Origin of the sequence: Erythrobacter oryzae (genome assembly GCF_030271515.1) — a bacterium.
Classification (GTDB): Bacteria; Pseudomonadota; Alphaproteobacteria; order Sphingomonadales; family Sphingomonadaceae; genus Erythrobacter; species Erythrobacter oryzae.
Window position 1 is genome coordinate 17917 of sequence record NZ_JASCXI010000004.1, and the last position, 21573, is coordinate 39489.

Here is a 21573-nt window from a genome sequence, read left to right on the forward strand (position 1 = left end):
CGGGAAAGAACCGGCCGAAGCCGGCATGACGTTCAAGCCGAAACGCTCCACCCACATGGTCAGGCCCTTCGGCCACCGGGTTACTTTGACGGCTGCCCCTTTTGTGAGAGACGCACCGCCAATGTTCAGCTCGCTTTCCGAGGGAGACCCCCGGAAGGATGGGGGCCCTTAGGCGGGTTTGGGCGGGGGGTCAAGGGCGGGATGGCCTGGGTGCAGCTTGCCCGCTCAGGAAAGCGCCATCTTCGGTGGCAGGATCGCGATCGTGTCCGACTCCAGCGCGGCAAAATAGGCCGTCATGCCCTCGAAGGTCGGCTGGGCTATTTTCACGAAGCTGCGGCGCCTGTCGGTCTCGTCGGGAACACGGACGACGTGGCCGCGCTCTTCGAGCACCTTCAGGTATCGCAGCGCGGTGGTGTCGGGAACGCCGCTCCCGATCAGTACGGCCGTCACCGCCAGCCGCTTCCCCCGCAGCGTGGCGCAATAGATGTCGAGCAGCATTGCCCAGGCCGGGTCGAACAGGAGATCGCCCTCAAGGAACGACGAGCGCCTTTGGCGACTGCGCATGACCGCCTCCACGAACGCCACTCCGACGGTCTGCCCCGGAGCCGGCTTGGGAGCCGCGGCAAAGGGCTCAACCCCGGGACCGTCGTTTGCCCCCACGGGCGGCACATCGAGCCCGACGTCGCAGCCCGCCTTGATGCCGAGCCGATCGAGTGTTGCGCTGAGATGTTCGAGTCTCGCCGCGAGGCTGTGGAGGTCGTCTTTCATGATCCTACGATAGGACGTTAACCGGTTAGATACCTGTCACCTACATCGACTACAAACTTATGTCAGGATAAATACCCTTGAAAAGCAGAGGGTCGGCGTCGAGAAGGTAAAGATCAGACAATTCACGGATCGAGTGCCAAGCGGGATCATGGCAAGGGAGGGTGCCAATGACCGGATCACATCTGGACGAAGAGGCCGTCGACCGCTTGCTCGCAGCGACCAGCGTCGCCGAGCTGCTGGAGATCATGCACGAAGCCTCGATCGCGATCGGAGGCGATAAGTTCAGCTACCACACCGAAGTGATGTTCGAAGGGATCGCGTCGGTCCTGTCGGAGGTTTACTCGGTCGGATTCTCCGATGAGTGGAGGACATACTACATCGATCAGGGTGCGCGGCTGATCGATCCGGGCCCGGACATCACCATGCGCCGTGGCAAGCCGACGACCTGGCACGATGCGCTCAGCAGCCGCAGGCTGACCAGGGCCGAGCTCGATTATGTGGCCGAGACGGTGCGGATGGGGATCACATCGGGCTACGGGTTCCCGCTGTGGGGCCCCAATGGTCATAACGCCTATGTTGCAGTCGGCTTTCCCCCCGGCGAGCCGTTACCTGATCTGCCGACGATCAACACGCACCATATGTTGCTGACGAACGGCCATCAGAAAATCTGCGAACTGACAGCGGCGAACGCCGATCCTTCTCTGTCTTTGCGTGAACGCGAGGTTCTGACCTGGGCCGGGCGAGGCAAGAGCAACACCGATATCGCGACCATCCTCGCCATCTCGGGTGATACGGTGGCCACCTATATGCGGCGGATCTTCGCCAAGCTGGACTGCCACGATCGGATCGGAGCGGTGATCAAGGCGCTGCGGCTTGGGCAGATCCATATCTAGCCTTGCAGCAGCCCGACGCCACCCTCCCCCCTCCCCAAGTCACCTTCTCTGGCCCTGCCGAGGACCGGCGCGTTCGGGTCTGCTCTCTGTTCCACGCGATCGAGGGCGCTCTGCGGGCGCTCGCTTTTGCCACCGGCAGGGCGGGGTTGGACGCGGGGGGGGTGGGGCCGCGGGGTTGGGCGCTGGCGTTGTGGCTCCGGGAGTTTTTTGTTTTCGCCCTCAAGCGCCGGGCGCAGCGCGTCCGCGCTGCTTGGCTTTCGCGCCATAAGGCGCGGCGGCCGTTCGGCCTTGCGGCGCTTCGCGCCGGTTCATTGTCACACGCATCGTTGGCGGCTCCGCGCCCACCCCTGGCCCCTCCCGTGAACGGGAGGGGGACTGGTGGCGTTGATCGCCCCTCCCGCTTGCGGGAGGGGAGCGAGACTTGGTCGCGCAGCGGCCTAGTCGCAGCGGGGTGGGCCTGCGCGAGGGTGGTGGCTCCGCGCCCACCCCTAACCCCGATACCCGCCCCGGCCTTGAGCCGGGGGTGGGCGGGAGGGGGACTCATTTCCCTCTGCGGTCTCCTTTCCTCCGCGGTCTCCGTGTGAGCCCAGCCGCCCCTCCCCCAACCCGCTGACCCGCAAGCGGGCCGTCTGCGACTCCCCCTGAAGAGGAGGAGGCTTTTCATTTTCCTACTCCCCGCAAACCTGTCACCCCTTGGGCCATGACCGACAAGCGCCCTCCTGCCGCCCGCCCCTCCCGCTCCGCTGTCCGGCCCGTTGCGCGGATCAAGCGCAAGATCGCGAAGCAGGCGACCTCCGCGGTCGCCTATGAACTCGTGCCGCCTGCGCCCGATGATCCGCTGCTCGATTTCGTGCCGGTGCCGCATGTGCAGCCGCGCGCGAACTCGATCACGCCGGACGTGCAGCGCGCCTTCATCGCGCAGCTGGCCGCGACCGGCATCGTCCAGCAGGCCGCGCGGCATGTCGGCAAGAGCCTCGAGGCGCTCTACAAGCTGCGCCAGCGGCCCGGCGCGGAGGGGTTCCGGGCGGCGTGGGATGCGGCGCTCGACCGGGGGGTGGCGCGGCTGGAGGACTCGGCGCTCGCCCGCGCGATCCAGGGGGAGGAGCGGCCCATCCTCCACGGCGGCAAGGTCGTCGGCACCGAGCGGCGGCATAATGATGCACTGGTGATGTTCTTCCTGAGGAACCGCCTCCCCCACCGCTATGACCAGCAAAAGGACGTGGGGCCGGGGCACCCGCTCTACGAGAAGGTCGCGGCGGCCTATGCGGCCGAGCAGCGGCGGATCGCCGCCGATCCGGTGGCCGAGAAGAAGCGGCTCGACACCCTCCACCACATGGTCGCCCGCTGGTACAAGGGCTTCACGGCGCTGTGGGAGGAGCGGCTGGTCTTGATGGGGATCGACATCCACGATCCCGCCTTCGTCGCCCGGGCCGAGCAGCTCAAGGCCGAGGGGCGCTGGCCGGAGGAGCATCCCGAGGTGTTCGGGATCAGGGTCGGGCTGCTGGACGACCCGGCGGATCAGCCCGCAAGGTAGGCGACCAGCGCGCGCACCTTCTTGCTGCGCCACTGCGGCGCGGGGGCGAGGAGCCAGTAGGCGCGGGTGGCGGGCTCGGGCTCGGCGAGGGTCTGGAGCTGGCCGCCCGCGATCGCCCGCTCGGCGAGCGCGAGGGGGAGGATGGTGCGGCCCATCCCGGCCATCGCCGAGGCGAGCGCCTGTCCGGGCGAACCCGCGCGGATGCAGGGGTTCACGCCCTCGGGCAGCGCCATGCCGGGCCAGTCGATCCATGCGTCGCGATACTCGGGCGCGGCGACCGTCACGCGCATTGCCGGGGCGAGCTGGACGCCCATGAGGTCGCCCGGCCCGTCGGCCAGCCGGATCGCGAGGTCGAGGTTCGCCTCGGTGAAGTCGGCATGCTCGTCGGGGGCGAGGATGTATTGCACGCCGGGGGTGCCGGCCTGGAACCGGGCGAGGCGCGGGGCGAGCCACTCGGCGTAGAACTCGCGCGGGACCGCGATGGTATAGCGGTCGGAGGACTGGCCGGCCTGCATCGCGGCGACGCTTTCCTCGAACCTCAGGAACCCCTCGCGCAAGGGATCGAGCCCCGCCTCGCCCTCGGGCGTGAGTTCCAGCCCCTTGGAGGTGCGGCGGAACAGGACCACGCCGAGCACGTCCTCCAGCGCGCGGATCTGCTGGCCGACCGCGGCGGGGGTCACCGCCAGCTCGTCCGCGGCGCGGGTGAAGGAGAGGTGCCGCGCGGCGGCGTCGAACACGCGCAGGGCGTTGAGGGGCAAGTGGGTGCGCTTCACGCCGAAGCGATTAGGACGGCCCGCGGCTCACCGCAAGAGTCAGCGGGGCGTGCGGCCTTCCGCCGTCTCGGGCGCGGAGAGGGGGAAGAAGGGGATGCGCACCTCGCAGCGCGAACCATCGCCGCGCTCGAAGGTGTAAAAACCCTCCATCGAGCCGAACGGCGTCGTCAGCGGGCAGCCCGAGACATAGTCGTGGCTCTGCCCCGGCTGGAGCAGCGGCTGTTCGCCCACCACGCCTTCGCCGTCGACATGGTTCACCATCCCGCGCCCGTCGGTGATGCGCCAGTGGCGGGTGCGCAGGGTGAGCGGCTCGTGCGAGGCGTTCTCGATGCGGATGTGATAGACCCAGAACCACTTGCCCGCCTCCGGATGCGACTGCTCCGGCAGGTAGTTGACGGCGACCCTCACGGTGACCCCGTCGGTGGTGGCGGCGTGCTGGAAAAATTCTTTCATGTCGCCCCCAAGGTTAGCGATTCTTCGCCGGGTCACAAGAGCACCAACGCGCTTAATCCCAGCTGTATCCCGCAACTCGTCGTAATTCGCGCCGCGCGGTTGCAGGCGGGCGGGCGATGGCATAGCCAGAGCGGCGATGCTGCGCGCCCCCGCCCCGCCCCTCCACCTATCGCGCCGCGCGGTGCTGGCGGGCATGGCGGCGGGCGCGGTGGCGGGATGCGCCGGGCGCAGCGCGCCGCCTGCCCTGCTCCCGCCGGTCGATCCGGCCGCGGACCTGGCGAGCGACCTTGTCGACCTCGCCCGCTACGATCCGCGCCTCAGGCTCGACATCCGCTATGCAACCTCCGCCAACTTCATGGGCCGCGTGCTCTACCCCGTCGCCCGCGCCGTCGCCCAGCGTCCGGTGGCCGAGGCGCTCGCGAAAGTGCAGACCCGCGCCGAGGCGGCAGGCTACGGCCTCCTGATCTTCGACGCCTACCGCCCCTGGCGCATCACCAAGGCGATGTGGGACCAGACCCCGCCCGACAAGCGCGAATTCGTCGCCAACCCGAGCGCCGGATCGCGCCACAACCGCGGATGCTCGATCGACCTCTCGCTCCACAAGGGCGGCGTCGAGGTCACCATGCCCAGCCCCTACGACGACTTCACCCCCGCCGCCTACCGCAGCTTCACCGACGCCCCGCCGGAGGCACTCGCCGCGAGCCGCCTGCTCGAGATCTGGATGGTCGCCGAGGGCTTCGTCCCGCTCCCCAACGAATGGTGGCACTACGACTGGGCCGAATGGCGGCGCTATCCGATCATGGACACGCCCTTGGAGGCAGTGACGGCGGGGTGAGCGCGAAACCGGTGACAGCCGATGGCCGGCCGCTGCCTCACGCCCGGCAAGTCTGTTTCCTCCGGCCACCGACTGCGGCATATATCGCCCCATGATCGCTTTCGGACCGATGAGCATCACGCTGCTGATCTGCGCGATGCAGGGGGTCCTGCTCGCCGTCCTGCTGTTCCGCGCCGGGGCAAACCGGGCGGCCAACCGGTGGCTGGCGCTGCTGATCCTGGCGGTGGCCGCGCTGATGACCCCCTACATCATCGGCTATGCGGGCTTCTACGACAGGTGGCCGTGGCTCAGTTTCGCGCCGTTCCCGCTGACGCTCGCCTTCGGACCGCTGCTCTATCTCTACACCGTCTCGCTTGTCGAAGCGCCGCCGTCGCGGGTCTGGCCGCATTTCGTGGCCGTCGCGGTGCAATTCCTCGCCTATGCGCTGGTCTTCCCCTTTCCCCTGCCGGTGAAGGACCGCTGGAACGATGCCGTCCACGAACCTTTCATCGATCCCGCGCTCGATCTTGCCGCGCTGGTCAGCATCGCGGTCTACGGCGCAATCGCCTACCGGCGCTATCGCGCCTATCGCCAGTGGCTGGACGAGAACCGCACCGACAGCGCCGATTTCGAACCGGTGTGGATCCGCAACTTCCTCGCGGCGCTGGTGACGATGGGGGCGATCTGGGCCGGTTTCCTGATCGCCAAGCGGATCGATCCGTCGCGCGACTATTTCGACCAGTTCCCGCTCTATGTCGGCTACAGCCTGCTGGTGCTTTACCTCGGCATTGCCGGCTGGCGCCATGCCGAGACACGGTTTCCGCAGGCCCCGGCTGCGACTGAACCTGCACCGGAGCCCGAGCCCGAGTCAGCCGCGCCCGCACCGCTGCGCGACTGGACCGCGCAAGGCAACGCATGGATCGCCCGGATCGAGGCGGAGGAATTGTGGCGCGATCCCGGGCTGACGCTCGCCAGCCTCGCCCGTATGCTCGGAACCAACACCACCTATCTCTCGCGCGCGCTGGGCGCGGCCTCGGGCGAGAATTTCAACGCCGTCATCAACCGCCGCCGGGTTGCGGCGGTGCAGGGGCTGCTGGCGGTGCCGGGCGAAGATCGCGACCTCTTGACGCTGGCGCTCGATGCCGGGTTCAATTCCAAGGCGAGCTTCAACCGGGCTTTCCGGGATTTTGCCGGAATGAGCCCGAGCGCGTGGCGTTCCAGATCACAAATTTCTCTGGCCATTTGAGGTTTGAGGCGCGCCCGCCGGAGGATCGGGACAAGAGGGCGGCATCCCCGAAAGATGGAGCCGTCCCGATGAAACACCTCGCCCTTGCCGCTGCCGCCCTCGCCCTGCCGCTGGCCCTTGCTGTCCCGCTTGCCGCCCCCCTTGCCGCGCAGACCGTCGATGCCGCGCGCTACACGCCGCGGGTGCTGAGCGCCGCGCAGGCGAGCCGCGATGTCGCTCTGCTGCGCCGTGCGCTCGAAACGGTGCATCCGGGGCTCTACCGCTACAGCGACAAGGCAGCGATCGACGCCGCCTTCGCGCGGCTGGAAGCGGCGGCGGCCGCGCCGATCACCGAGCTTGCGCTCCATGCCGAGATCGCCCGGTTGCTCGCTTCCATCCACTGCGATCACACCAAGGCCGAAATGTCCGAGGCGCTGGACGATTTTCGCACCCGCGCCGCCACCCACCTGCCGCTGCGCTTCCAGCTGATCGAGGGGCGGATGATCGTCGTCTCCAACGATGGTCAGCCCGGTGCACCCCCGGCGGGAAGCGAGATTCTGGCGATCAACGGCACGCCGGTGCCCGCGCTGCTACTCCAGCTTGCGCCGCTGGTGTCCTATGACGGCACCACCGATCAGGCGATCGCCGCCAAGCTGGCCGATGACAGCGACCTGATGGGCGACGACTTCAACGAGAATTACCCGTCGCTCTTCGGCTTTCCCGAGAGCTGGCAGATCGAGTGGAAGGTGCCGGGCGCGCTCACGTCCGCCACCGCCACGCTCGAGCCGATCCGCTTCGCACAATGGACCGCCCTGCCCGGCCCGGGGGCGAAGTATCGCAGCGAATTCTACAATGCGATCACCTGGCGGATGGCCGGCAAGGCCGCCCGGCTCGGCATCGATACCTTCGTCAATTACCGCAATCCGGTGCAGGCCACCGCCTTTCTGAGCGGATTCTTCGCGTCGATGAAGGAGGCCGGGACCGATCACCTGATCCTCGACCTGCGCAATAATGGCGGGGGTTCGGAGGATGTCTCGGTGGCGCTCGGACGCTATCTGATTGGCCAGCCCTTCACCTGGTCGAAGCCGATCCGCTACAAGGCGGTGCGCTACGGCGATCTGCCCGACTATTTCGAGACCTGGGGGGACCGCGAGGCGCGCTTCAATCCGCCGCTCGAGGCCTTCACCCGGAGCGCCGACGGCTGGTATGACCGCATCCCGGTGCTGGGCGGAGAGACGCTCGGCGATGGCGACAGCACCTTCGAACAGCAGCCGATCGGCGAGCTCGCCTTTCGCGGGCGCCTCACCATTCTGAGCGGGCCGCGCAACGGATCGGGTGCCACGCGCACCATCGCGCAGCTCAAGGAGAAGGCGGGCGCGGTCGTCATCGGCGAAGACAGCGCAGGGAGTGCCGAGGGGCCGACATCGGGCGCCATCTTCCTGATGAAGCTCCCCGAAAGCGGGATCAAGGTGCGCATCCCCGAGGCTTGGAACCGCACCAACATCGCCGGTTTCGTTCCCGGCAAGGGAGTGCCGGTCGACGAGCTGGTGGTGCCGACGCTGGCGGATTTCGAAGCGGGGCGTGACCGCGCGCTGGCTGTGGCACGCGGGCAGCTTGCGACGAGCAATGATGTAGCGGGCTTGCTGGCGAAGGCACTGGCGGGCGAGTGGGTCGGTACGCTCGACTACCGCGACTATGGCAACGATGCCCGGCAGGCCCTGCCGACGCTCATGCAAAGCGACGGGCAGGCGCTGGCCTTCACCTTCGACGACGGCCCCGGCAAGACCGTCCGGTCGGCCGAGACCTGGACGCTCGATGCCTCGGGCCGGACCTTCAGCATCGCCAGCGGCGCGAAGCCGGCCGCTACCTGGACCGTGGTCGAAGCCCGCGGCGCGGCGGACGGCAGCGCGCTGACGATCGTGCTCGACGGGACCACCATCGAGAAAGGTCAGGCGCTGACCGCGCGCAAGATCGTGACACGTGACGGCAGCAGGCTGCGGATCACCACGCAGACGAAGGCTGCGGGATCGCCGTTCCTGATGCGCAACAGCTACGAACTGCGCATGAAGGCGAAGGAGGGGTGATGAACCGGGGGGGCGGCAGGCCCGCCCCTCACTCCCCCGCCGCGGCCACCGTCACTGTCATCGTCGGCGCCGGGTCGGCCGGGTTGTGCTTGGCAAGGAACGCCTCGAGCGCCTCGTACCAGGCCTGCGCGCTTTCGGGCTTGGAGAAGGAGTGGCCCTCGCCCTCGATCACCAGCGTCTGCGGCGGCACCGGGGCGGCGCGGGCGGCGGGATCGAACCAGTGCACCTCGTCGCGCTCGGCGGTGTAGAAGGCGGCGAAGGGCTTGCCGTCGCGGAAGGCGGCATCGTCGATGTCCCATTCGGGATGCTCGAACACGGTCTCGAGCACCTCGCGCCTGGCGAAATCGAAGCGCCGCAGCGCGACGCGGCCGTTCTCTCCCTCAGACAGGACATAGCCCTGGTCCGAATCGCCGTCGATCTGCACCGCCTCCCACGCCGTGCCGTCTTCGGCGAGCGGGGTCATGACGAGCTCCTTGCTGCCCGCGGGACGGTAATAGAGCCGCTCCTGCCCGCGGACATAGCCGGTGGCGAGGCGCACCACGCCGTTGCGGTCGGCGGTCCAGTTGAACACGCCCTCGCGCGGGGCCTGCACGGTGGTGATCTTGCCGTCGGGCGCAAGATCGTGGCGCATCACCGCGGGATATTCGTTCACCGAGGGCTGGATCGAGACCAGGACGTAAGAGCCATCGGGGGCGATGTGGATGACGTTGTCGCCCTCCACCACATTGCTGCGCGGGAACAGCCGGGTCATCGTGCCCGATCCGACCTCGATCAGCACCAGCCGGGTGTAGCGCACGTCCTCGTCGTAGAACTTGCCCGGGGTGGCGACCGAAAGCAGCAGCTTGTCCTTGGAGACCCAGCGATACCATTGCAGATCGTCGGTCGGGCTGCTCGCGAAGGCGCGCACCAGCTTGCCCGAGACGGTTTCGGTGATGACCATCTGCACCGCGTCCTTGCCCTGGCGCATGAAGGAGAACAGCGCGCCGTCCGGCGAGAGCTTGGCATCCCAGAAGGCGGGCCGCCCGGCGAAGTGGCGCGCTTCGATGACGGGCGGCGGTGCCTAGGGCTCCGGCGCTGCATGGGGCGCAGAGGGCACTTCCTTGAGCGGCGTGGGCGCCTGCTCCTGCGCGTTGGCCGTGGCGGCAACGAAAGTCAGGCCGGCCAGCAGCGCCGGCCCGGCAAAATTCCGGAAAAGTCCCATAGCGCCCCGCTATCGTCCCCTGAAGCGTCGTCGATTCGCCAAGCCTATGATTATATGCAGGGCTGGCAAGGGGATTGGGGCGGGAGGCGGACGGCTCAGCCCTTGGCGAGCAGTTCCTCGATCTGGCCGAGGCGCTCCTTGCCGAAGAAGATTTCGCCCTCTCCCTTCGGCCCCACGAACATGGTCGGAATGCCGAAGGCCCCGCGCGCGACCGCCGCGTCGGTGTTGGCGACAAGGCCCTGCTTGACCGCGTCGGTCTGCGCGCGCGCGAAGAGATCGGCGGCGTCGAACCCGGCTCCGGCGAGGGCCGCGCCGATCGCCTCGGGCGAGGAAATGTCCAGCCCCTCCTCCCAGATCGGGCGCAGCAGCGCCTCGACGAACTGGACGCCGCGCCCGTCCTGATCGGCGGCGAAGAGCATGCGCTGGAGCAGGATCGAATTGAACGGAAACTGCGGGTGGAGGCGATACTTGCCGAGGCCGTGCCTGGTGATGAAGCGCTGCATCTCGAGCATCGCGTATTCGTTCTTCCCCTTGACCTCGGCGTCGCGGATCATCGGCGGGGCGTTGCCGGTGAGCTTGTGCATGCCGCCGAGGAAGACAGGGATCACATCGAGCTCGGCCTCGTAGCGACCCAGCAATTCGCGCAGCGGCCACCAGATCAGGTAGGCATTGGGGCTGACGAAATCGAAGACGAGTTCAACGCGCTTGGTCATTGGTTGATCACTCCAAAGTGGCATTGCAGAGCAAGACGGGTCGCCGGATCGACCTTGGGCCGGCTGCGCGCCAGCGCCTCGCTTGCGCGGGAATCGGCGCTTGCGGCATCCAGACGGCAGTGCAGATCGTCGGCGAATTGCTGGAGCGCACCCCGGTCGCCATTTTCACGCAGCACCAGCGTCACCCCGTCATCGACGCAGCAGCCGATGAAAGCGCCGCGCATTTGCTCGGTGATGACCAGCTCGACCGAATGTCCTAGGAAGGCGAGCGGGCGGCGTGGGCGGACCCAGGCATAGTAGTCCCAGGTTCCGTCGAACCGTCGGCCAACCAGTCTGGCGTCGCGCAAGGGCACCAGGACATCGTCAGGTGCGAGGTCCGATGCCACATCGCCGGGGCCATAGGAGCGCGCGAGCTGCGTCACGGCAGCCTCGAATGCGGCTTCAGCCGCAGCGCGGGGTGCCGGATCGGCAGCGGCAGGAGCACCGCACAGCCCCGTGATGACCGCCGCAACGGCAAAGAGGAGGCCCCGCCCCGCCCTCACATCCCCGCCGCGGCGAGCGCCTGGTCCATGTCTTCGGTGAGGTCGGCGATGTCCTCGAGGCCGACGTTGATGCGCAGCAGGCCCTCGGTCACGCCCATCGCCGCGCGCGCTTCGTCGGTGAGGCCTGCGTGGGTGGTCGAGGCCGGGTGGCACATCAGGCTGCGCGCGTCGCCGATGTTGTTCGAGATGTCGACCAGCTTCAGCTCGTCGAGAATAGCAAAGGCCCGAGCGCGGGTGCCGACATCCAGCGCGAAGATCGGGCCCGTCGCGTCCATCTGGGACATGGCGAGATTGTGCTGCGGATGGCTCGGCAGGCCGGGATGGAGCATGTGTCCGCCCGCCGCCTGCACCCGCGGTTCGAGGAACTGGCCGAGCGCCACGGCCTGTTCGGATTGCTTGAAGGCGCGCAAGGGGAGCGTCTCCAAGCCCTTCAGCACCACCCAGGCGTTGAAGGCAGACAGGGTGGGCCCGGTGTTGCGCTGGAAGGGCATCAGCACCTCGTCGATCCACTGCTTGCTCGCACAGATCGCGCCCGCCAGCACGCGGCCCTGCCCGTCCATCAGCTTGGTCGCGCTGTAAGCAACGACATCCGCGCCGAATTCCATCGGGCGCTGGAGCACCGGCGAGGCGAAGGCGTTGTCGACCACCGTGGTGATCCCGTGCGCCTTCGCCAGCCCGCAGACATAGGCGAGGTCGACGACATCGAGCGTGGGGTTCGCCGGAGTCTCGAAGAAGAAGACCTTGGTATTGGGCCGGATCGCGGCCTCCCACGCGGCGTTGTCGGCGCTGTCGATGATCGTCACCTCGATCCCGAAGCGCGGGAGCAGGCTGTCACACAGCCAGCGGCACGAGCCGAAGGCGGCGCGCGCGGCGACGATGTGGTCGCCTGCGGAGAGCTGGCACAGCAGCGCAGCGGTCATCGCCGCCATCCCGCTCGCCTGCGCGCGGCAGGCCTCGGCCCCCTCGATCAGGGCGATGCGTTCTTCCAGCATCGCGACGGTCGGGTTCTGGAGGCGCGAATAGGTCATGCCTGTCGCGGTGCCCGCGAAGCGGTCGGCGACGGTCTGCGCGTCGTCGTAGGTATAGCCCGAGGAGAGGAACAGCGCCTCGCTGGTCTCGCCATGCTCGGAGCGCCAGGTGCCGCCGCGCAGCGCGCGGGTTGCGGGGCGCCAACGCGAAGTGGCGGCGCGGTCCATGCCGGTGGTCTTCTTCATGGGCGGGGTCTCTACGTCGGCAGAAGCCCGCCCGCAAGCAGGCCTTGGCGCGCAGTCTCGCCGTGGCCGACCGCGGCGAGCATCATCGTCCCCTCGATCACGGTGAGGAGATAGCGCGCGCCCCCCGCCGGATCGGGATCGCCCGCGGGCATGTGCCCTTCGAGCCAGACCAGCAATTCGCCGACCATCGCCTCGGCTGCGGCGCGGTAACCCGGAAGATCGCGCGCCGCGCCGCCGACGATTTCCCACCACAGCATCATGAAGGGCGCAAAGGCGGGATCGGCGTTCTGTTCGAGGATCCGCGCCATCAGCGCCTGCCGCGTGGCGGGGCGCTCCCCCTCGGCCATCACCGCATCGATCGCCGCCGAATAGAGCCCCGCGACATGCGAGAGCAGGTCGATGATGAGACGTTCCTTGGTGCCGAAATGATAGAGCAGCATCCGGTCAGACGTGCCCGCCGCCTGCGCCAGCGGCCTGAGGCTCGCCTGCCCGAGGCCATGCGTCAGGACATGCCCCGTCAGCAGCGGCAGCAGGCTCTCCTTCGACATCGGCGGCTTTTTTGCACGGGCCCTCATGGCGCGCTTGTAGCGACGCAGGGCGCTTGCTACAAGCGCATGTAGCAATCGCTACATTATGGGAGAAAAGCGTGATGCCCGATAGTCTTACCCCCTTTCTCGCGCTCGCCGGCGGCGGGCTGGTGTTCGGCGTGGCCGCGATCCTGATGATCGCCGCGCGCCCCGGTGCGCCCGGCAACGCCGTGCTGGCAGGCGCGCTCTCGGCCGGTTTTGCCGCCTTCACCGTGGTGACCATCGCCTCGGAGGGGGTGTTTCCGGTGATCCTCAACCACACCTCCAACCTGTGGGGCGTGCAGGTGTGGTGGGATCTGCTGTTCTCGCTCTCGGTCGCCACGTTCCTGATCCTGCCCCGCGCGCGGGCGGTGGGGATGAACCTGCCGCTGTGGGTGGCCTTCATCCTGCTCAGCGCCAGCATCGGCCTGCTGGCGATGGCGGCGCGGCTGTTCTGGCTGGAGCAGGCGGGGACGCGCGAGGCGGCGCGGGCATAATCCTTCTTGCTCTCGCCGGCGGGGCTGCCTAAGCGCGGCCCCGCCATGGCCGAGGCGCACCTCTCCCCCTCCCCCGCCGCCACCCCTCCCCCGCGCCCGCGCGATCCGCTGGGGTGGTGTCTGGCGATCACCGGGGTTTTCGCGCTGCTCGCCGCATGGCGGCTCGGCACACCGACGATCGAATATTTCGACGAGGTCCACTACGTCCCCGCCGCACGCGAGATGCTCGCCGCCTTCACCGAAGGGGCGGGCGAATATCGCAACCGCGAGCATCCGCTGGTCGCCAAGGAGCTGATCGCGCTGGCGATGTGGGTCTTCGGCGACAATCCGCTGGGCTGGCGCATCGTGCCGTGGCTGGCGGGCGTGCTGGCGCTGTTCGCGAGCGTGCGCGCGCTGTGGCATGCGAGCCATGACCGCTTCGCCACCATCGCCTTTGCAGTGCTGGCGGCCACCGGCTTCCACCTCTTCGTCCACGCCCGGATCGCGATGCTCGACATGGTGATGATCGCGGCGCTCGCGCTCGCCGCATGGCAGTTTGCCGCCGCCGCGGCGCGGCCCGAGCAGGGCCGCTGGCGGCTGGCGCTGACGGGGGTCGCGCTGGGGCTGGCGCTGGGGTCCAAGTGGAACGCCATTCCGCTGGCGATGGCGCCGGGGCTCGCCTTCTTCTTCGCCCGCCTTTCTGCCGGACGCCGCCGCCTGTTCCTGAGCCGCCGCGGCGCGCCGGTGCCGGGGATCCGGCTGGTCGAGGCCTTCGTGTGGCTCGGGATCCTGCCGCTCGCGGTCTATGCGGCGACCTTCATCCCCGGATACTGGATGGCAGCGCCCCTGCACCCCTCGCCGCTCGCCGAGAAGGGGCTGGTCGGGCTGCACGAGGAGATCTTCGCGCTCCAGAGCCAGCTCAAGACCCCCCACCGCTACATGAGCCAGTGGCCGCAATGGGTGCTGAACACGCGCGGGATCTGGTATCTTTACGAGGAGGTCGACGGGGCGTGGCGCGGGGTGCTGCTGATCGGCAATCCGCTGACGATGCTGCTGGGGCTGCCGGCGCTGGTGTGGTGTCTGGCCGCAGGCGTGCTGCGGCGCGACGCGGCGCGGCTGGCGGCATCGCTGGGCTATGCTGCGAGCCTCGGCCTGTGGCTGATCGCGCCCAAGCCGGTGCAGTTCTACTACCACTATGCTGCCCCGAGCCTGTTCCTGCTGGCGGCGCTGGCGCTGGCGTGCAGCGATCTCAGGCGGCTGCCTTACGGCAAGTGGCCCGCCTGGGGCATCCCGGCGGCGTCCGTGGCGGTGTTCGCCTTCTACTTCCCGATCCTTGCCGCGCTCCCCTTGAGCGGGGGCGACGATTACCTGATCTGGGCGTGGCTCAAGGGGTGGAGGTAAGAAAGTCCCTCCCCGTTCCGCAGGAATGGGGAGGTGGCAGCGCCATCAGGCGCTGACGGAGGGGTAAGGCATCGGGGCAAAACCCCTCCACCACCCACTTTGCGGGCGGTCCCCCTCCCCATCCCTGCGGGACGGGGAGGCACTTGGGCCTCAGAACCGCCCCCACACGAAGCGGCTCGACAGGGCGTAGTTCCACACCGAGCCGACCACGATCCCCGCCAGCGCGGCGAGCACCCAGAACACGCCCTGCCCTTCGAGGAAGGTCGCGATCGCCACATTGGCAAAGCCGCCGATCGCGCAGGTGGCGATGAAGCCCAGCCAGCCGCGCAGCAATTCGCCTGCGCCGGTCAACCGCTTGTCGCGGTAGGTCAGCCAGTTGTTCAGCCAGAAGTTGAAGCTCATCGCCACCAGCACCGCGATGCTCTGGGCGAAGGTGAAGGCGTGGTCCATCACGAAGAGCAGGCTGGTGAGGACCAGGAAGTGCACCACCACGCCCGCTGCACCGACGGTGCCGAACAGGGCAAAACGGGTCGGGATCACCTTGCCGAAGGTCTTGTCGTAGAGCCCGGCGAGGAAATCGAACAGGATGGCGCGGTCCAGCTTGCTTTCTCCTTCGCGGCGGGCCGCGAAATTGAGGGGGAATTCCTTGACCTTCATCGCCCTGTCATTGGTGGCGAGCAGGTCGAGCAGGATCTTGAAACCGATTGCCGACAGCCGCGGCACCAGTGCGCGGGCGGCATCGGCGGGGAGCATGAAATAGCCGCTCATCGGGTCGGTCAATTCCACGCCCGTCATCTTGCGGGCGAGCGCGTTGGCGTAGGTCGAGAGCTTCTCGCGCTCGGGCGCGGCCCATTCGGCGGTGCTCGCGCCTTCGGCAAAGCGGCTGGCGACGCAGATCTCGGCCTCGCCGCTCTTCAATGCGGCGAGCATGCCGGGGAGCAGCGCGGGATCGTGCTGGTGGTCGGCGTCCATTACCGCGACATAGGGCGCGGCGGTGGCGCAGAAGCCCTCGATCACCGCGCTCGACAGGCCCCGGCGGCCGATGCGCTGGATCACGCGCACGCGGGCATCCTTCTGCGCCAGCGCGCGCGCTTCATTGGCGGTGCCGTCGCGGCTGTCATCGTCGACGATGATCACTTCCCAGACGGCCGCCGTGCCGATGGCGCGGTCGATCCGCTCGACCAGCGGGGCCAGATTGCCGCGCTCGTTGAAGGTCGGCAGGATGATGGCGAGTTCGAGGTTCACGGGTGCGGGCACCGGCCAGATGTCGGCGAGCTCTTCGTCGATGCTGTCGAGGCGCGGAAAGAAGGCGTTATCCATGGCCCCCATGTGCACCATAATTCTTTATAAACCATAACTGGCGCGCGCCCGCTTCGTCAGAGCCGTTCGCGCACCGCCGCGCCGATGGCTGCGGTGCCGTACGAGCCGCCGAGATCGCCGCCGAGAATGCCGTCGGCGAGCGCCTTGGCCACAGCGCCCTCGATCCGCTCGGCCTGTTCCTCCAGCCCGAAGGAATGGCGCAGCATCATCGCCGCCGACAAGATCGTTGCCATCGGATTGGCCTTGCCCTGCCCGGCGATATCGGGGGCGGAGCCGTGGATCGGTTCATAAAGGCCGAAGTTGCCTGAGGCGGTCTGCCGCTCGCCCAGCGAGGCGGAGGGCAGCAGGCCGATGCTCCCCACCGCCGCACTGGCGAGATCGCTAAGGATGTCGCCGAACAGATTGCCCGTCAGCACGACGCCGAAGCGCTCGGGGTGGCTGACGGTCTGCATCGCGGCGTTGTCAACGTACATATGCTCAAGCGCGACCCCGGGATATTCGGCGGCGACCTCCACCACCACGTCGCGCCACAGCTGGCTGGTTTCGAGCACGTTGGCCTTGTCGACGCTGGTGAGCTTCTGCCCCGAAGCCGCCGCCGCGCGGAAGGCGACGTGGGCGATGCGGCGCACTTCGTTCTCCGCATAGGACATGGCGTCCCACCCCTCGCGCTCGCCCGCGTCGGTCTCGCGGCGGCCCTTGGCGCCGAAATAGACATCGCCGGTCAGCTCGCGCACGATCAGCATGTCGAGCCCGGCGGCGATGTCCGCGCGAAGGGGCGAGAGATGCTCCAGCCCCGCAAACACCCGCGCCGGGCGCAGGTTGGCGAAGAGGCCGAGGTGCTTCCTGAGGCCGAGGATCGCTTGCTCGGGCCGCAGATGCCGCTCCAGCGCGTCGCACGAAGGATCGCCCACCGCGCCGAACAGGATCGCATCGGCCGCGCGCGCCATGTCGAGCGTCTCTTCCGGCAGCGGGTGGCCATGGCGGTGATAGGCCGCGCCGCCCACATCACCGCTGAACAGCGTGAGGCCCGGGAGCGCCAGGGCTTCAAGCACCGCGACCGCCTCGGCGGTGACCTCCGGGCCGATCCCGTCGCCGGGCAGGACTGCAATCTTCATGTCTGTGGCTTTCTCACCCGATCCGCATCAGCCGCTCGGTCAGCAGCTTTCGCGCGCCCATAACATCGCTCTTGGCCCCTGCAAGCAGGTAGTGCGCGATGCGGCGCTCGAGGATCGCGAGCTGGGCAAGCTGCGCGGGCCAATCGGGCGCTTCGGGTGGGGCCGTGCCGCCATAGCCCAGTTCGGACAAGAGCAGCGTCTCGTAGGCGATCAGCCCGCTCACCCAACCGCGCGCCGAGGGGGCCATCGCGATCGCCTCGAGCAGCGCATCGAGCGCCGCGTGGAGGCTCGGGTAAGGCTGGCGCTCGGGCAGCACGCTCGCGGTCAGCGCGCAGGCCCATTGCATCGCGGCAGCCGGCAGCGGCTCGGTGATGAGCGCGGCGCGCGAATGCTCGAGCTCGAGCCTTGCGAAGGGAAGCTGGCTGCCGGGCCGGGTGGTGAACTCCGCCGCGACGCGGTTGCCCGGCACCATCACCGCGCGCATCTGCCGCCCGCGCCCGCCCGCGACATAGGCCGCGACAAGGCCGCCGCGCGCAGTCAGCACGCGCACCATCGCTCCGGTCTCGCCCTGCGGCCGGGACGCGAGCACGATCGCCGGGCTGCGCGAGGTCATGCCCGCGCGCCCTTGCTTACTTCTTGGACTTGGCTTCCAGCGCCGCGAGCCGCGCTTCCAGCGCGTCGGCCTGTTCGCGCGCCTTCTGGGCCATGGCCTTGACCGTCTCGAACTCCTCGCGGGAGACGAAATCGATCCCGCCAAAGGCTTCGCGCATCCGTTCGCGCGCGCTTTCGCGGGCTTCGCGGGTCATGCCCGCCATGGTCCCCGCCGCGCTGTTGGCAAGCTTGACGAGGTCGGCGATGATCGGGTTCTGGCTTTGCATATTTGCTTTTTGGGGAGGCTTGCACGGTTGTGCAAGCGAGTCTTTGTGTTCCGCAGCCCGTCCGGGCTGCGAAATCCTCGCTCTCACGCCCTTCGGGCGCGTCGCTGCGGGCGGCCGTTCGGCCTTGCGGACGTGCTGCGCCGCGAGGTTTTTTGTTCCGCAGCCCATCCGAGCTGCGAAATCCTCGCTCTCCCGCCCTTCGGGCGCGTCGCTGCGGGCGGCCGTTCGGCCTTGCGGACGTGCTGCGCCGTCCGTTCACTGCCACACGATAGGTCGTCAGGCTCGGCGCCTCAGAACTCGACCTTGGTGGCTGCGCCGTCGATGCCGCGTTGGCCGCCGTCGGGGTTCTCGGCGATGAACTGGTAGTTGAGCGCCGCCGCGAAGCACAGCCACGCCAGATAGGGGAGCAGCAGCAGCGCCGCCACGCGCCGCACTCGCAGGATCAGCGCGAGCGCGACAGCCAAGCTCGCGATGCCGAAGCCGATCACGCCCAGCGCGATCTGCATCTCCTGCATCCCGAAAAACACCGCGCTCCAGCTTTGCGTCACGAGGAAATGCACCCCGAACACCACCAGCGCGAGGCCCCGTCCCGCCGCGCCCCAGGCGCTCGCGACCAGTGCCAGCGCGAGGCCGATCAGCACGAACAGCGTGGTCCACACGATCCCGAAGGTGACCGGCGGCGGATAGATCGCGGGCTTCACCAGCCCGGCAAACCACGCCGTGTCGGGCCCGCCGAACTGGCTCGCGACAAACCCCACCAGCAGCACCAGCGGCACTATGAACAGCGCCCAGCGCAGGAAGCTCGCGCGCAGCTGGGCGGGGGAAGCAAGGACGTTCATCGGTTTTCCACTCATTGGCCGGCCGGGGAGCGCGGCGATACCAGAGCATCGCGGCCGCGCCAACATCCGGCCTCAAGTAGCGCAGCGATAGGCCAGCAAGAACTCCGCCATCACTTGCCCCGCGATGAGGCACGGTGCCGGGGGCCCACCTCGGGAATTGCGAAAAATGTGGTGAAAATTGGGCAGAGGTGCACGAAACGCTTTGGGGTCTGCAAAAACCTCTGCTAGATGCTGCCACATTCCTGCCGTGATTCGAAGCGCAGTAGCGGCCGGATGTAACACAAATCGCGCTTTTGCTCATTCCCGGCCTAGCCGGACCCATAGGGGAAATGACCATGAAGAAGATCGCTCTCGTCGCCGTCGCCGGCCTCGCTCTCGCCACCGCCGCTTGCTCGAAGCCCGCTGAAGAAGCCGCGACCGAAGCCGACACCACCGCCGTGGCCGAAGAGCCGATGGCTGCCGAAACCGGCGACGCCATGGCTGCCGAAACCCCGGCCGCTGAGCCGATGGCTGCCGAAACCCCGGCCGAGTAAGCCTTAAGGGCTTTTCGGCCCTGATCTTCGGATCGGGGAACGGAATTGAAAGGCCGGTAGCAACTGCGGTTGCTGCCGGTCTTTTTTTTTGCCCTAGCCCCGCGTCGCCGCAATCAGGAATTCGACATTGCCCTGCGGCCCGGTGATCGGGCTGGTCGCGATCCCCTGCACGTGCCAGCCGAGCCCCTCGACCCAGCCGCGCACCTCCTCGCACACGCGCTGGTGCAGCGCGGGATCGCGCACCACCCCGCCCTTCCCGACCTCCTCGCGCCCGACCTCGAACTGCGGCTTGATCAGGGCGACCAGCTGGCACGGGGTGGCCGCGAGTTGCAGCGGCACCTCCAGCACCTTCGCGAGGCTGATGAAACTCGCGTCGCACACCACCCAGTTGCACGGGCGGTCGATATGCGCGGGCGTCAGCAGGCGGGCGGAGAGTTGTTCGAGCACGGTCACGCGCGGGTCCTCGCGCAGTTTCCAGGCGAGCTGATTGGTGCCGCTGTCGACGCAGAACACGTGGGCGGCGCAGTGGGTCAGCAACACGTCAGTGAAGCCGCCGGTGGAGGAGCCGATATCCATCGCCGTCGCCCCTGCCGGATCGAGCCCGAAGTGTTCGATCGCATGGGCGAGCTTGATCCCGCCCCGGCTAACCCAGGGATGATCGCGCCCGCGCACCTCGAGCGCGGCGTCCTCAGGCAGCTGGTGCCCCGGCTTGTCGATCTTGACCTCGCCCGCAAACACCAGCCCCGCCATCACCAGCGCCTGCGCCCGCGCACGGCTTTCGGCGAGCCCGCGCTCGACCAGCAGCTGATCGACACGGCGCTTTTGCGCTTTCGGGGGACGGGGTTGGTGGTCAGGCATGGACAAGAGGAGGCCCTAGCGCGCAAGATGCGGGGATGAAAGCCGGACTTCCGCTCCTCGCCCTGACGCTCGCTCTGGCCGCCTGCGCGCCTGCCGCCAAGGCGCCGCCGGTCGCGACCGCCGCCAGGCCTGCGCCGCGTCCGTCTGTGGCGTCTGCGCCCGCCCGTCCCGCCCCGCTGCCCGCTCCGGTCGATATGCACTGGATGGACGCTCCACTGACGCCGGGTACGTGGGTCTATCAGGGTTACATGAGCAGCCCTCCGGCTGTCTTCATGTCGCCGGATGGCGAGGGCAGGTTCGTGATATCTTGCGACCGACCGAACGGCCGCATCAGCCTGACGCAAATGGCGGTGATGCAGCCTAGCTCGGCCATGACCATCCGGACCGAGACTTCGACCAGAACCCTGACGGCAAAGAAGGCGCCAGACCCCGTTCCCTATCTTGCGGCGGAACTGTCCGCACGCGACCCGCTGCTCGATGCCATGGCGCTCAGCAAGGGGCGTTTTGCGGTGGAAGTGGACGGCCTGCCAACGCTCTATCTCCCCAGCTATGCCGAGGTCAGCCGGGTGATCGAGGATTGTCGCTAAGCTTCGTCGTTGCGAGGAGCCATAGGCGACGAAGCAATCTATGGACAGCCGCTGCTCGCTGGCGAAAGATCCGTCGATGGATTGCTTCGCCTGCGGCTCGCAATGACGAAGCGGAAACCGATTCCATACATTAATATCCACAGGCTTGCCCCCAGCCTGTCCACACCCGCGACGGAAACGAAAAACGCCCGGGGTCTCCCCCGGGCGGCCAGTCCGCATCCGTCGTGCGGCGAGGCGTGAGTATGACGCCGGAAAAGATTATTTCAAGTCTTGTGCAGCCCTGCGCAATGACTCACATTGCACCCGAGGCCAGCGGCGAACGCGGCTCTCGGCCCCCGGTGAAACGCGGGGTCTGGCTCACAAGCGCGAAAGGAGGTGATCCGATGTCTCATGGTTCAGTAGCGAGGTCGGTGAAGATCCCTACGGAGCATACTCGGTAATCATCCTTCTGAGTAAGGCACCGTGAGCGGCACTTCCGGCCGCTGACCATGTCAAGGGCGTTTCCTCCGACGGGCAGGAAACGCCCTTTTCATATTTGTTTTTCGAACCTGCCTCCGCAGGTTCGTCCTCGGCGCTGTTTCCTTCGCTGCGCTACGGAGCGCCTGCGGCTCGCGCCGTGCGCTCGCGGTCGCTGAGCGACCGAGCCAGCGCATCTATCGCGGGCTGGCGACTGTGGAGTCCCTCCCCGTTCGCCCTGCGAATGGGGAGGTGGCAGCCCGCAGGGCTGACGGAGGGGTTCTTCCTTGACCGCCATACCCCTCCGTCAGCGCTTGGCAGCGCTGCCAC

At 68.0% G+C, this 21573-nt stretch carries 24 protein-coding genes; 9 read left to right on the forward strand and 15 right to left on the reverse strand.

The window, feature by feature from the left end; translation table 11 throughout:
- Positions 1 to 225 precede the first annotated feature (225 nt).
- Positions 226 to 768, reverse strand: a complete 543-nt coding sequence (locus PFX90_RS12665; protein ID WP_285712884.1) for a MarR family winged helix-turn-helix transcriptional regulator — start codon at positions 766 to 768, stop codon at positions 226 to 228.
- 167 nt (positions 769 to 935) lie between these two features.
- Here PFX90_RS12665 and PFX90_RS12670 point away from each other — a divergent pair, with 167 nt between their 5' ends.
- Together PFX90_RS12670 and PFX90_RS12675 are read left to right on the forward strand one after the other, a co-directional pair.
- Positions 936 to 1661: a helix-turn-helix transcriptional regulator gene (locus tag PFX90_RS12670; protein WP_285712885.1), complete on the forward strand. Its 726-nt coding sequence runs from the start codon at positions 936 to 938 to the stop codon at positions 1659 to 1661.
- 700 nt (positions 1662 to 2361) lie between these two features.
- Positions 2362 to 3195: a hypothetical protein gene (locus tag PFX90_RS12675; RefSeq protein ID WP_285712886.1), complete on the forward strand. Its 834-nt coding sequence runs from the start codon at positions 2362 to 2364 to the stop codon at positions 3193 to 3195.
- On the opposite strand, the gene PFX90_RS12680 is transcribed toward PFX90_RS12675, so the two are convergent.
- Positions 3180 to 3968 (reverse strand): LysR family transcriptional regulator, encoded by a 789-nt coding sequence (locus PFX90_RS12680; RefSeq protein ID WP_285712887.1) that lies wholly within the window; start codon positions 3966 to 3968, stop codon positions 3180 to 3182. The genes PFX90_RS12675 and PFX90_RS12680 overlap by 16 nt on opposite strands.
- A gap of 39 nt (positions 3969 to 4007) precedes the next feature.
- Positions 4008 to 4421, reverse strand: coding sequence for a Co2+/Mg2+ efflux protein ApaG (apaG, locus tag PFX90_RS12685; protein ID WP_285712888.1), 414 nt, complete (start codon positions 4419 to 4421; stop codon positions 4008 to 4010).
- Positions 4422 to 4557: 136 nt separating this feature from the next.
- Between apaG and PFX90_RS12690 the strand changes: the two genes are divergently transcribed.
- From PFX90_RS12690 to PFX90_RS12700, 3 genes are all read left to right on the forward strand, one after another.
- On the forward strand, positions 4558 to 5256 hold the full coding sequence (locus PFX90_RS12690) for a M15 family metallopeptidase (RefSeq protein ID WP_285712889.1): 699 nt from the start codon (positions 4558 to 4560) through the stop codon (positions 5254 to 5256).
- A 91-nt stretch (positions 5257 to 5347) separates the two neighbouring features.
- Positions 5348 to 6481 (forward strand): helix-turn-helix domain-containing protein, encoded by a 1134-nt coding sequence (locus PFX90_RS12695; protein WP_285712890.1) that lies wholly within the window; start codon positions 5348 to 5350, stop codon positions 6479 to 6481.
- A gap of 68 nt (positions 6482 to 6549) precedes the next feature.
- Positions 6550 to 8544 (forward strand): S41 family peptidase, encoded by a 1995-nt coding sequence (locus PFX90_RS12700; protein WP_285712891.1) that lies wholly within the window; start codon positions 6550 to 6552, stop codon positions 8542 to 8544.
- Positions 8545 to 8572: 28 nt separating this feature from the next.
- On the opposite strand, the gene PFX90_RS12705 is transcribed toward PFX90_RS12700, so the two are convergent.
- The 6 genes from PFX90_RS12705 to PFX90_RS12730 form a co-directional block, all read right to left on the reverse strand.
- Positions 8573 to 9511 carry a hypothetical protein gene (locus PFX90_RS12705; protein WP_285712892.1) on the reverse strand — a complete coding sequence of 313 codons (939 nt, stop codon included), beginning with the start codon at positions 9509 to 9511 and terminating at the stop codon, positions 8573 to 8575.
- Between the two features lie 93 nt (positions 9512 to 9604).
- Positions 9605 to 9745, reverse strand: a complete 141-nt coding sequence (locus PFX90_RS12710) for a hypothetical protein (protein ID WP_285712893.1) — start codon at positions 9743 to 9745, stop codon at positions 9605 to 9607.
- A 95-nt stretch (positions 9746 to 9840) separates the two neighbouring features.
- On the reverse strand, positions 9841 to 10458 hold the full coding sequence (locus PFX90_RS12715) for a 2-hydroxychromene-2-carboxylate isomerase (protein WP_285712894.1): 618 nt from the start codon (positions 10456 to 10458) through the stop codon (positions 9841 to 9843).
- Positions 10455 to 10880 (reverse strand): hypothetical protein, encoded by a 426-nt coding sequence (locus tag PFX90_RS12720; protein WP_285712895.1) that lies wholly within the window; start codon positions 10878 to 10880, stop codon positions 10455 to 10457. Before PFX90_RS12720 ends, PFX90_RS12715 begins: the two co-directional genes overlap by 4 nt.
- A 116-nt stretch (positions 10881 to 10996) precedes the next feature.
- Positions 10997 to 12214, reverse strand: coding sequence for a trans-sulfuration enzyme family protein (locus tag PFX90_RS12725; protein WP_285712896.1), 1218 nt, complete (start codon positions 12212 to 12214; stop codon positions 10997 to 10999).
- Positions 12215 to 12225: 11 nt separating this feature from the next.
- On the reverse strand, positions 12226 to 12762 hold the full coding sequence (locus tag PFX90_RS12730) for a TetR/AcrR family transcriptional regulator (protein ID WP_285712897.1): 537 nt from the start codon (positions 12760 to 12762) through the stop codon (positions 12226 to 12228).
- 101 nt (positions 12763 to 12863) lie between these two features.
- On the opposite strand from PFX90_RS12730, the gene PFX90_RS12735 reads away from it, so the two are divergent.
- Together PFX90_RS12735 and PFX90_RS12740 are read left to right on the forward strand one after the other, a co-directional pair.
- On the forward strand, positions 12864 to 13277 hold the full coding sequence (locus PFX90_RS12735) for a hypothetical protein (protein ID WP_285712898.1): 414 nt from the start codon (positions 12864 to 12866) through the stop codon (positions 13275 to 13277).
- Between the two features lie 45 nt (positions 13278 to 13322).
- Positions 13323 to 14657, forward strand: coding sequence for a phospholipid carrier-dependent glycosyltransferase (locus PFX90_RS12740; RefSeq protein WP_285712899.1), 1335 nt, complete (start codon positions 13323 to 13325; stop codon positions 14655 to 14657).
- 150 nt (positions 14658 to 14807) lie between these two features.
- On the opposite strand, the gene PFX90_RS12745 is transcribed toward PFX90_RS12740, so the two are convergent.
- The 5 genes from PFX90_RS12745 to PFX90_RS12765 form a co-directional block, all read right to left on the reverse strand.
- Positions 14808 to 15977 carry a glycosyltransferase gene (locus tag PFX90_RS12745; protein WP_285713589.1) on the reverse strand — a complete coding sequence of 390 codons (1170 nt, stop codon included), beginning with the start codon at positions 15975 to 15977 and terminating at the stop codon, positions 14808 to 14810.
- Positions 15978 to 16033: 56 nt separating this feature from the next.
- Complete coding sequence (gene leuB, locus PFX90_RS12750) at positions 16034 to 17092, reverse strand: 3-isopropylmalate dehydrogenase (protein WP_285712900.1); 1059 nt, start codon at positions 17090 to 17092, stop codon at positions 16034 to 16036.
- Positions 17093 to 17105: 13 nt separating this feature from the next.
- Positions 17106 to 17705, reverse strand: a complete 600-nt coding sequence (gene recO / locus PFX90_RS12755) for a DNA repair protein RecO (RefSeq protein ID WP_285712901.1) — start codon at positions 17703 to 17705, stop codon at positions 17106 to 17108.
- 16 nt (positions 17706 to 17721) lie between these two features.
- Positions 17722 to 17970, reverse strand: a complete 249-nt coding sequence (locus PFX90_RS12760; protein ID WP_285712903.1) for an accessory factor UbiK family protein — start codon at positions 17968 to 17970, stop codon at positions 17722 to 17724.
- A 290-nt stretch (positions 17971 to 18260) separates the two neighbouring features.
- Entirely contained in the window at positions 18261 to 18809 is a 549-nt protein-coding gene (locus tag PFX90_RS12765) for a TspO/MBR family protein (RefSeq protein ID WP_285712904.1), read from the reverse strand.
- A gap of 335 nt (positions 18810 to 19144) precedes the next feature.
- Between PFX90_RS12765 and PFX90_RS12770 the strand changes: the two genes are divergently transcribed.
- The gene (locus PFX90_RS12770) at positions 19145 to 19342 is read left to right on the forward strand and encodes a hypothetical protein (protein WP_285712905.1); all 198 of its coding nucleotides are present in this window, start codon (positions 19145 to 19147) and stop codon (positions 19340 to 19342) included.
- A 93-nt stretch (positions 19343 to 19435) separates the two neighbouring features.
- Here the strand turns inward: PFX90_RS12770 and PFX90_RS12775 are convergent, their stop codons facing one another.
- Entirely contained in the window at positions 19436 to 20200 is a 765-nt protein-coding gene (locus PFX90_RS12775; RefSeq protein WP_285712906.1) for a TlyA family RNA methyltransferase, read from the reverse strand.
- 35 nt (positions 20201 to 20235) lie between these two features.
- Between PFX90_RS12775 and PFX90_RS12780 the strand changes: the two genes are divergently transcribed.
- On the forward strand, positions 20236 to 20787 hold the full coding sequence (locus PFX90_RS12780; protein WP_285712907.1) for a hypothetical protein: 552 nt from the start codon (positions 20236 to 20238) through the stop codon (positions 20785 to 20787).
- The last annotated feature ends 786 nt before the right edge of the window (positions 20788 to 21573 follow it).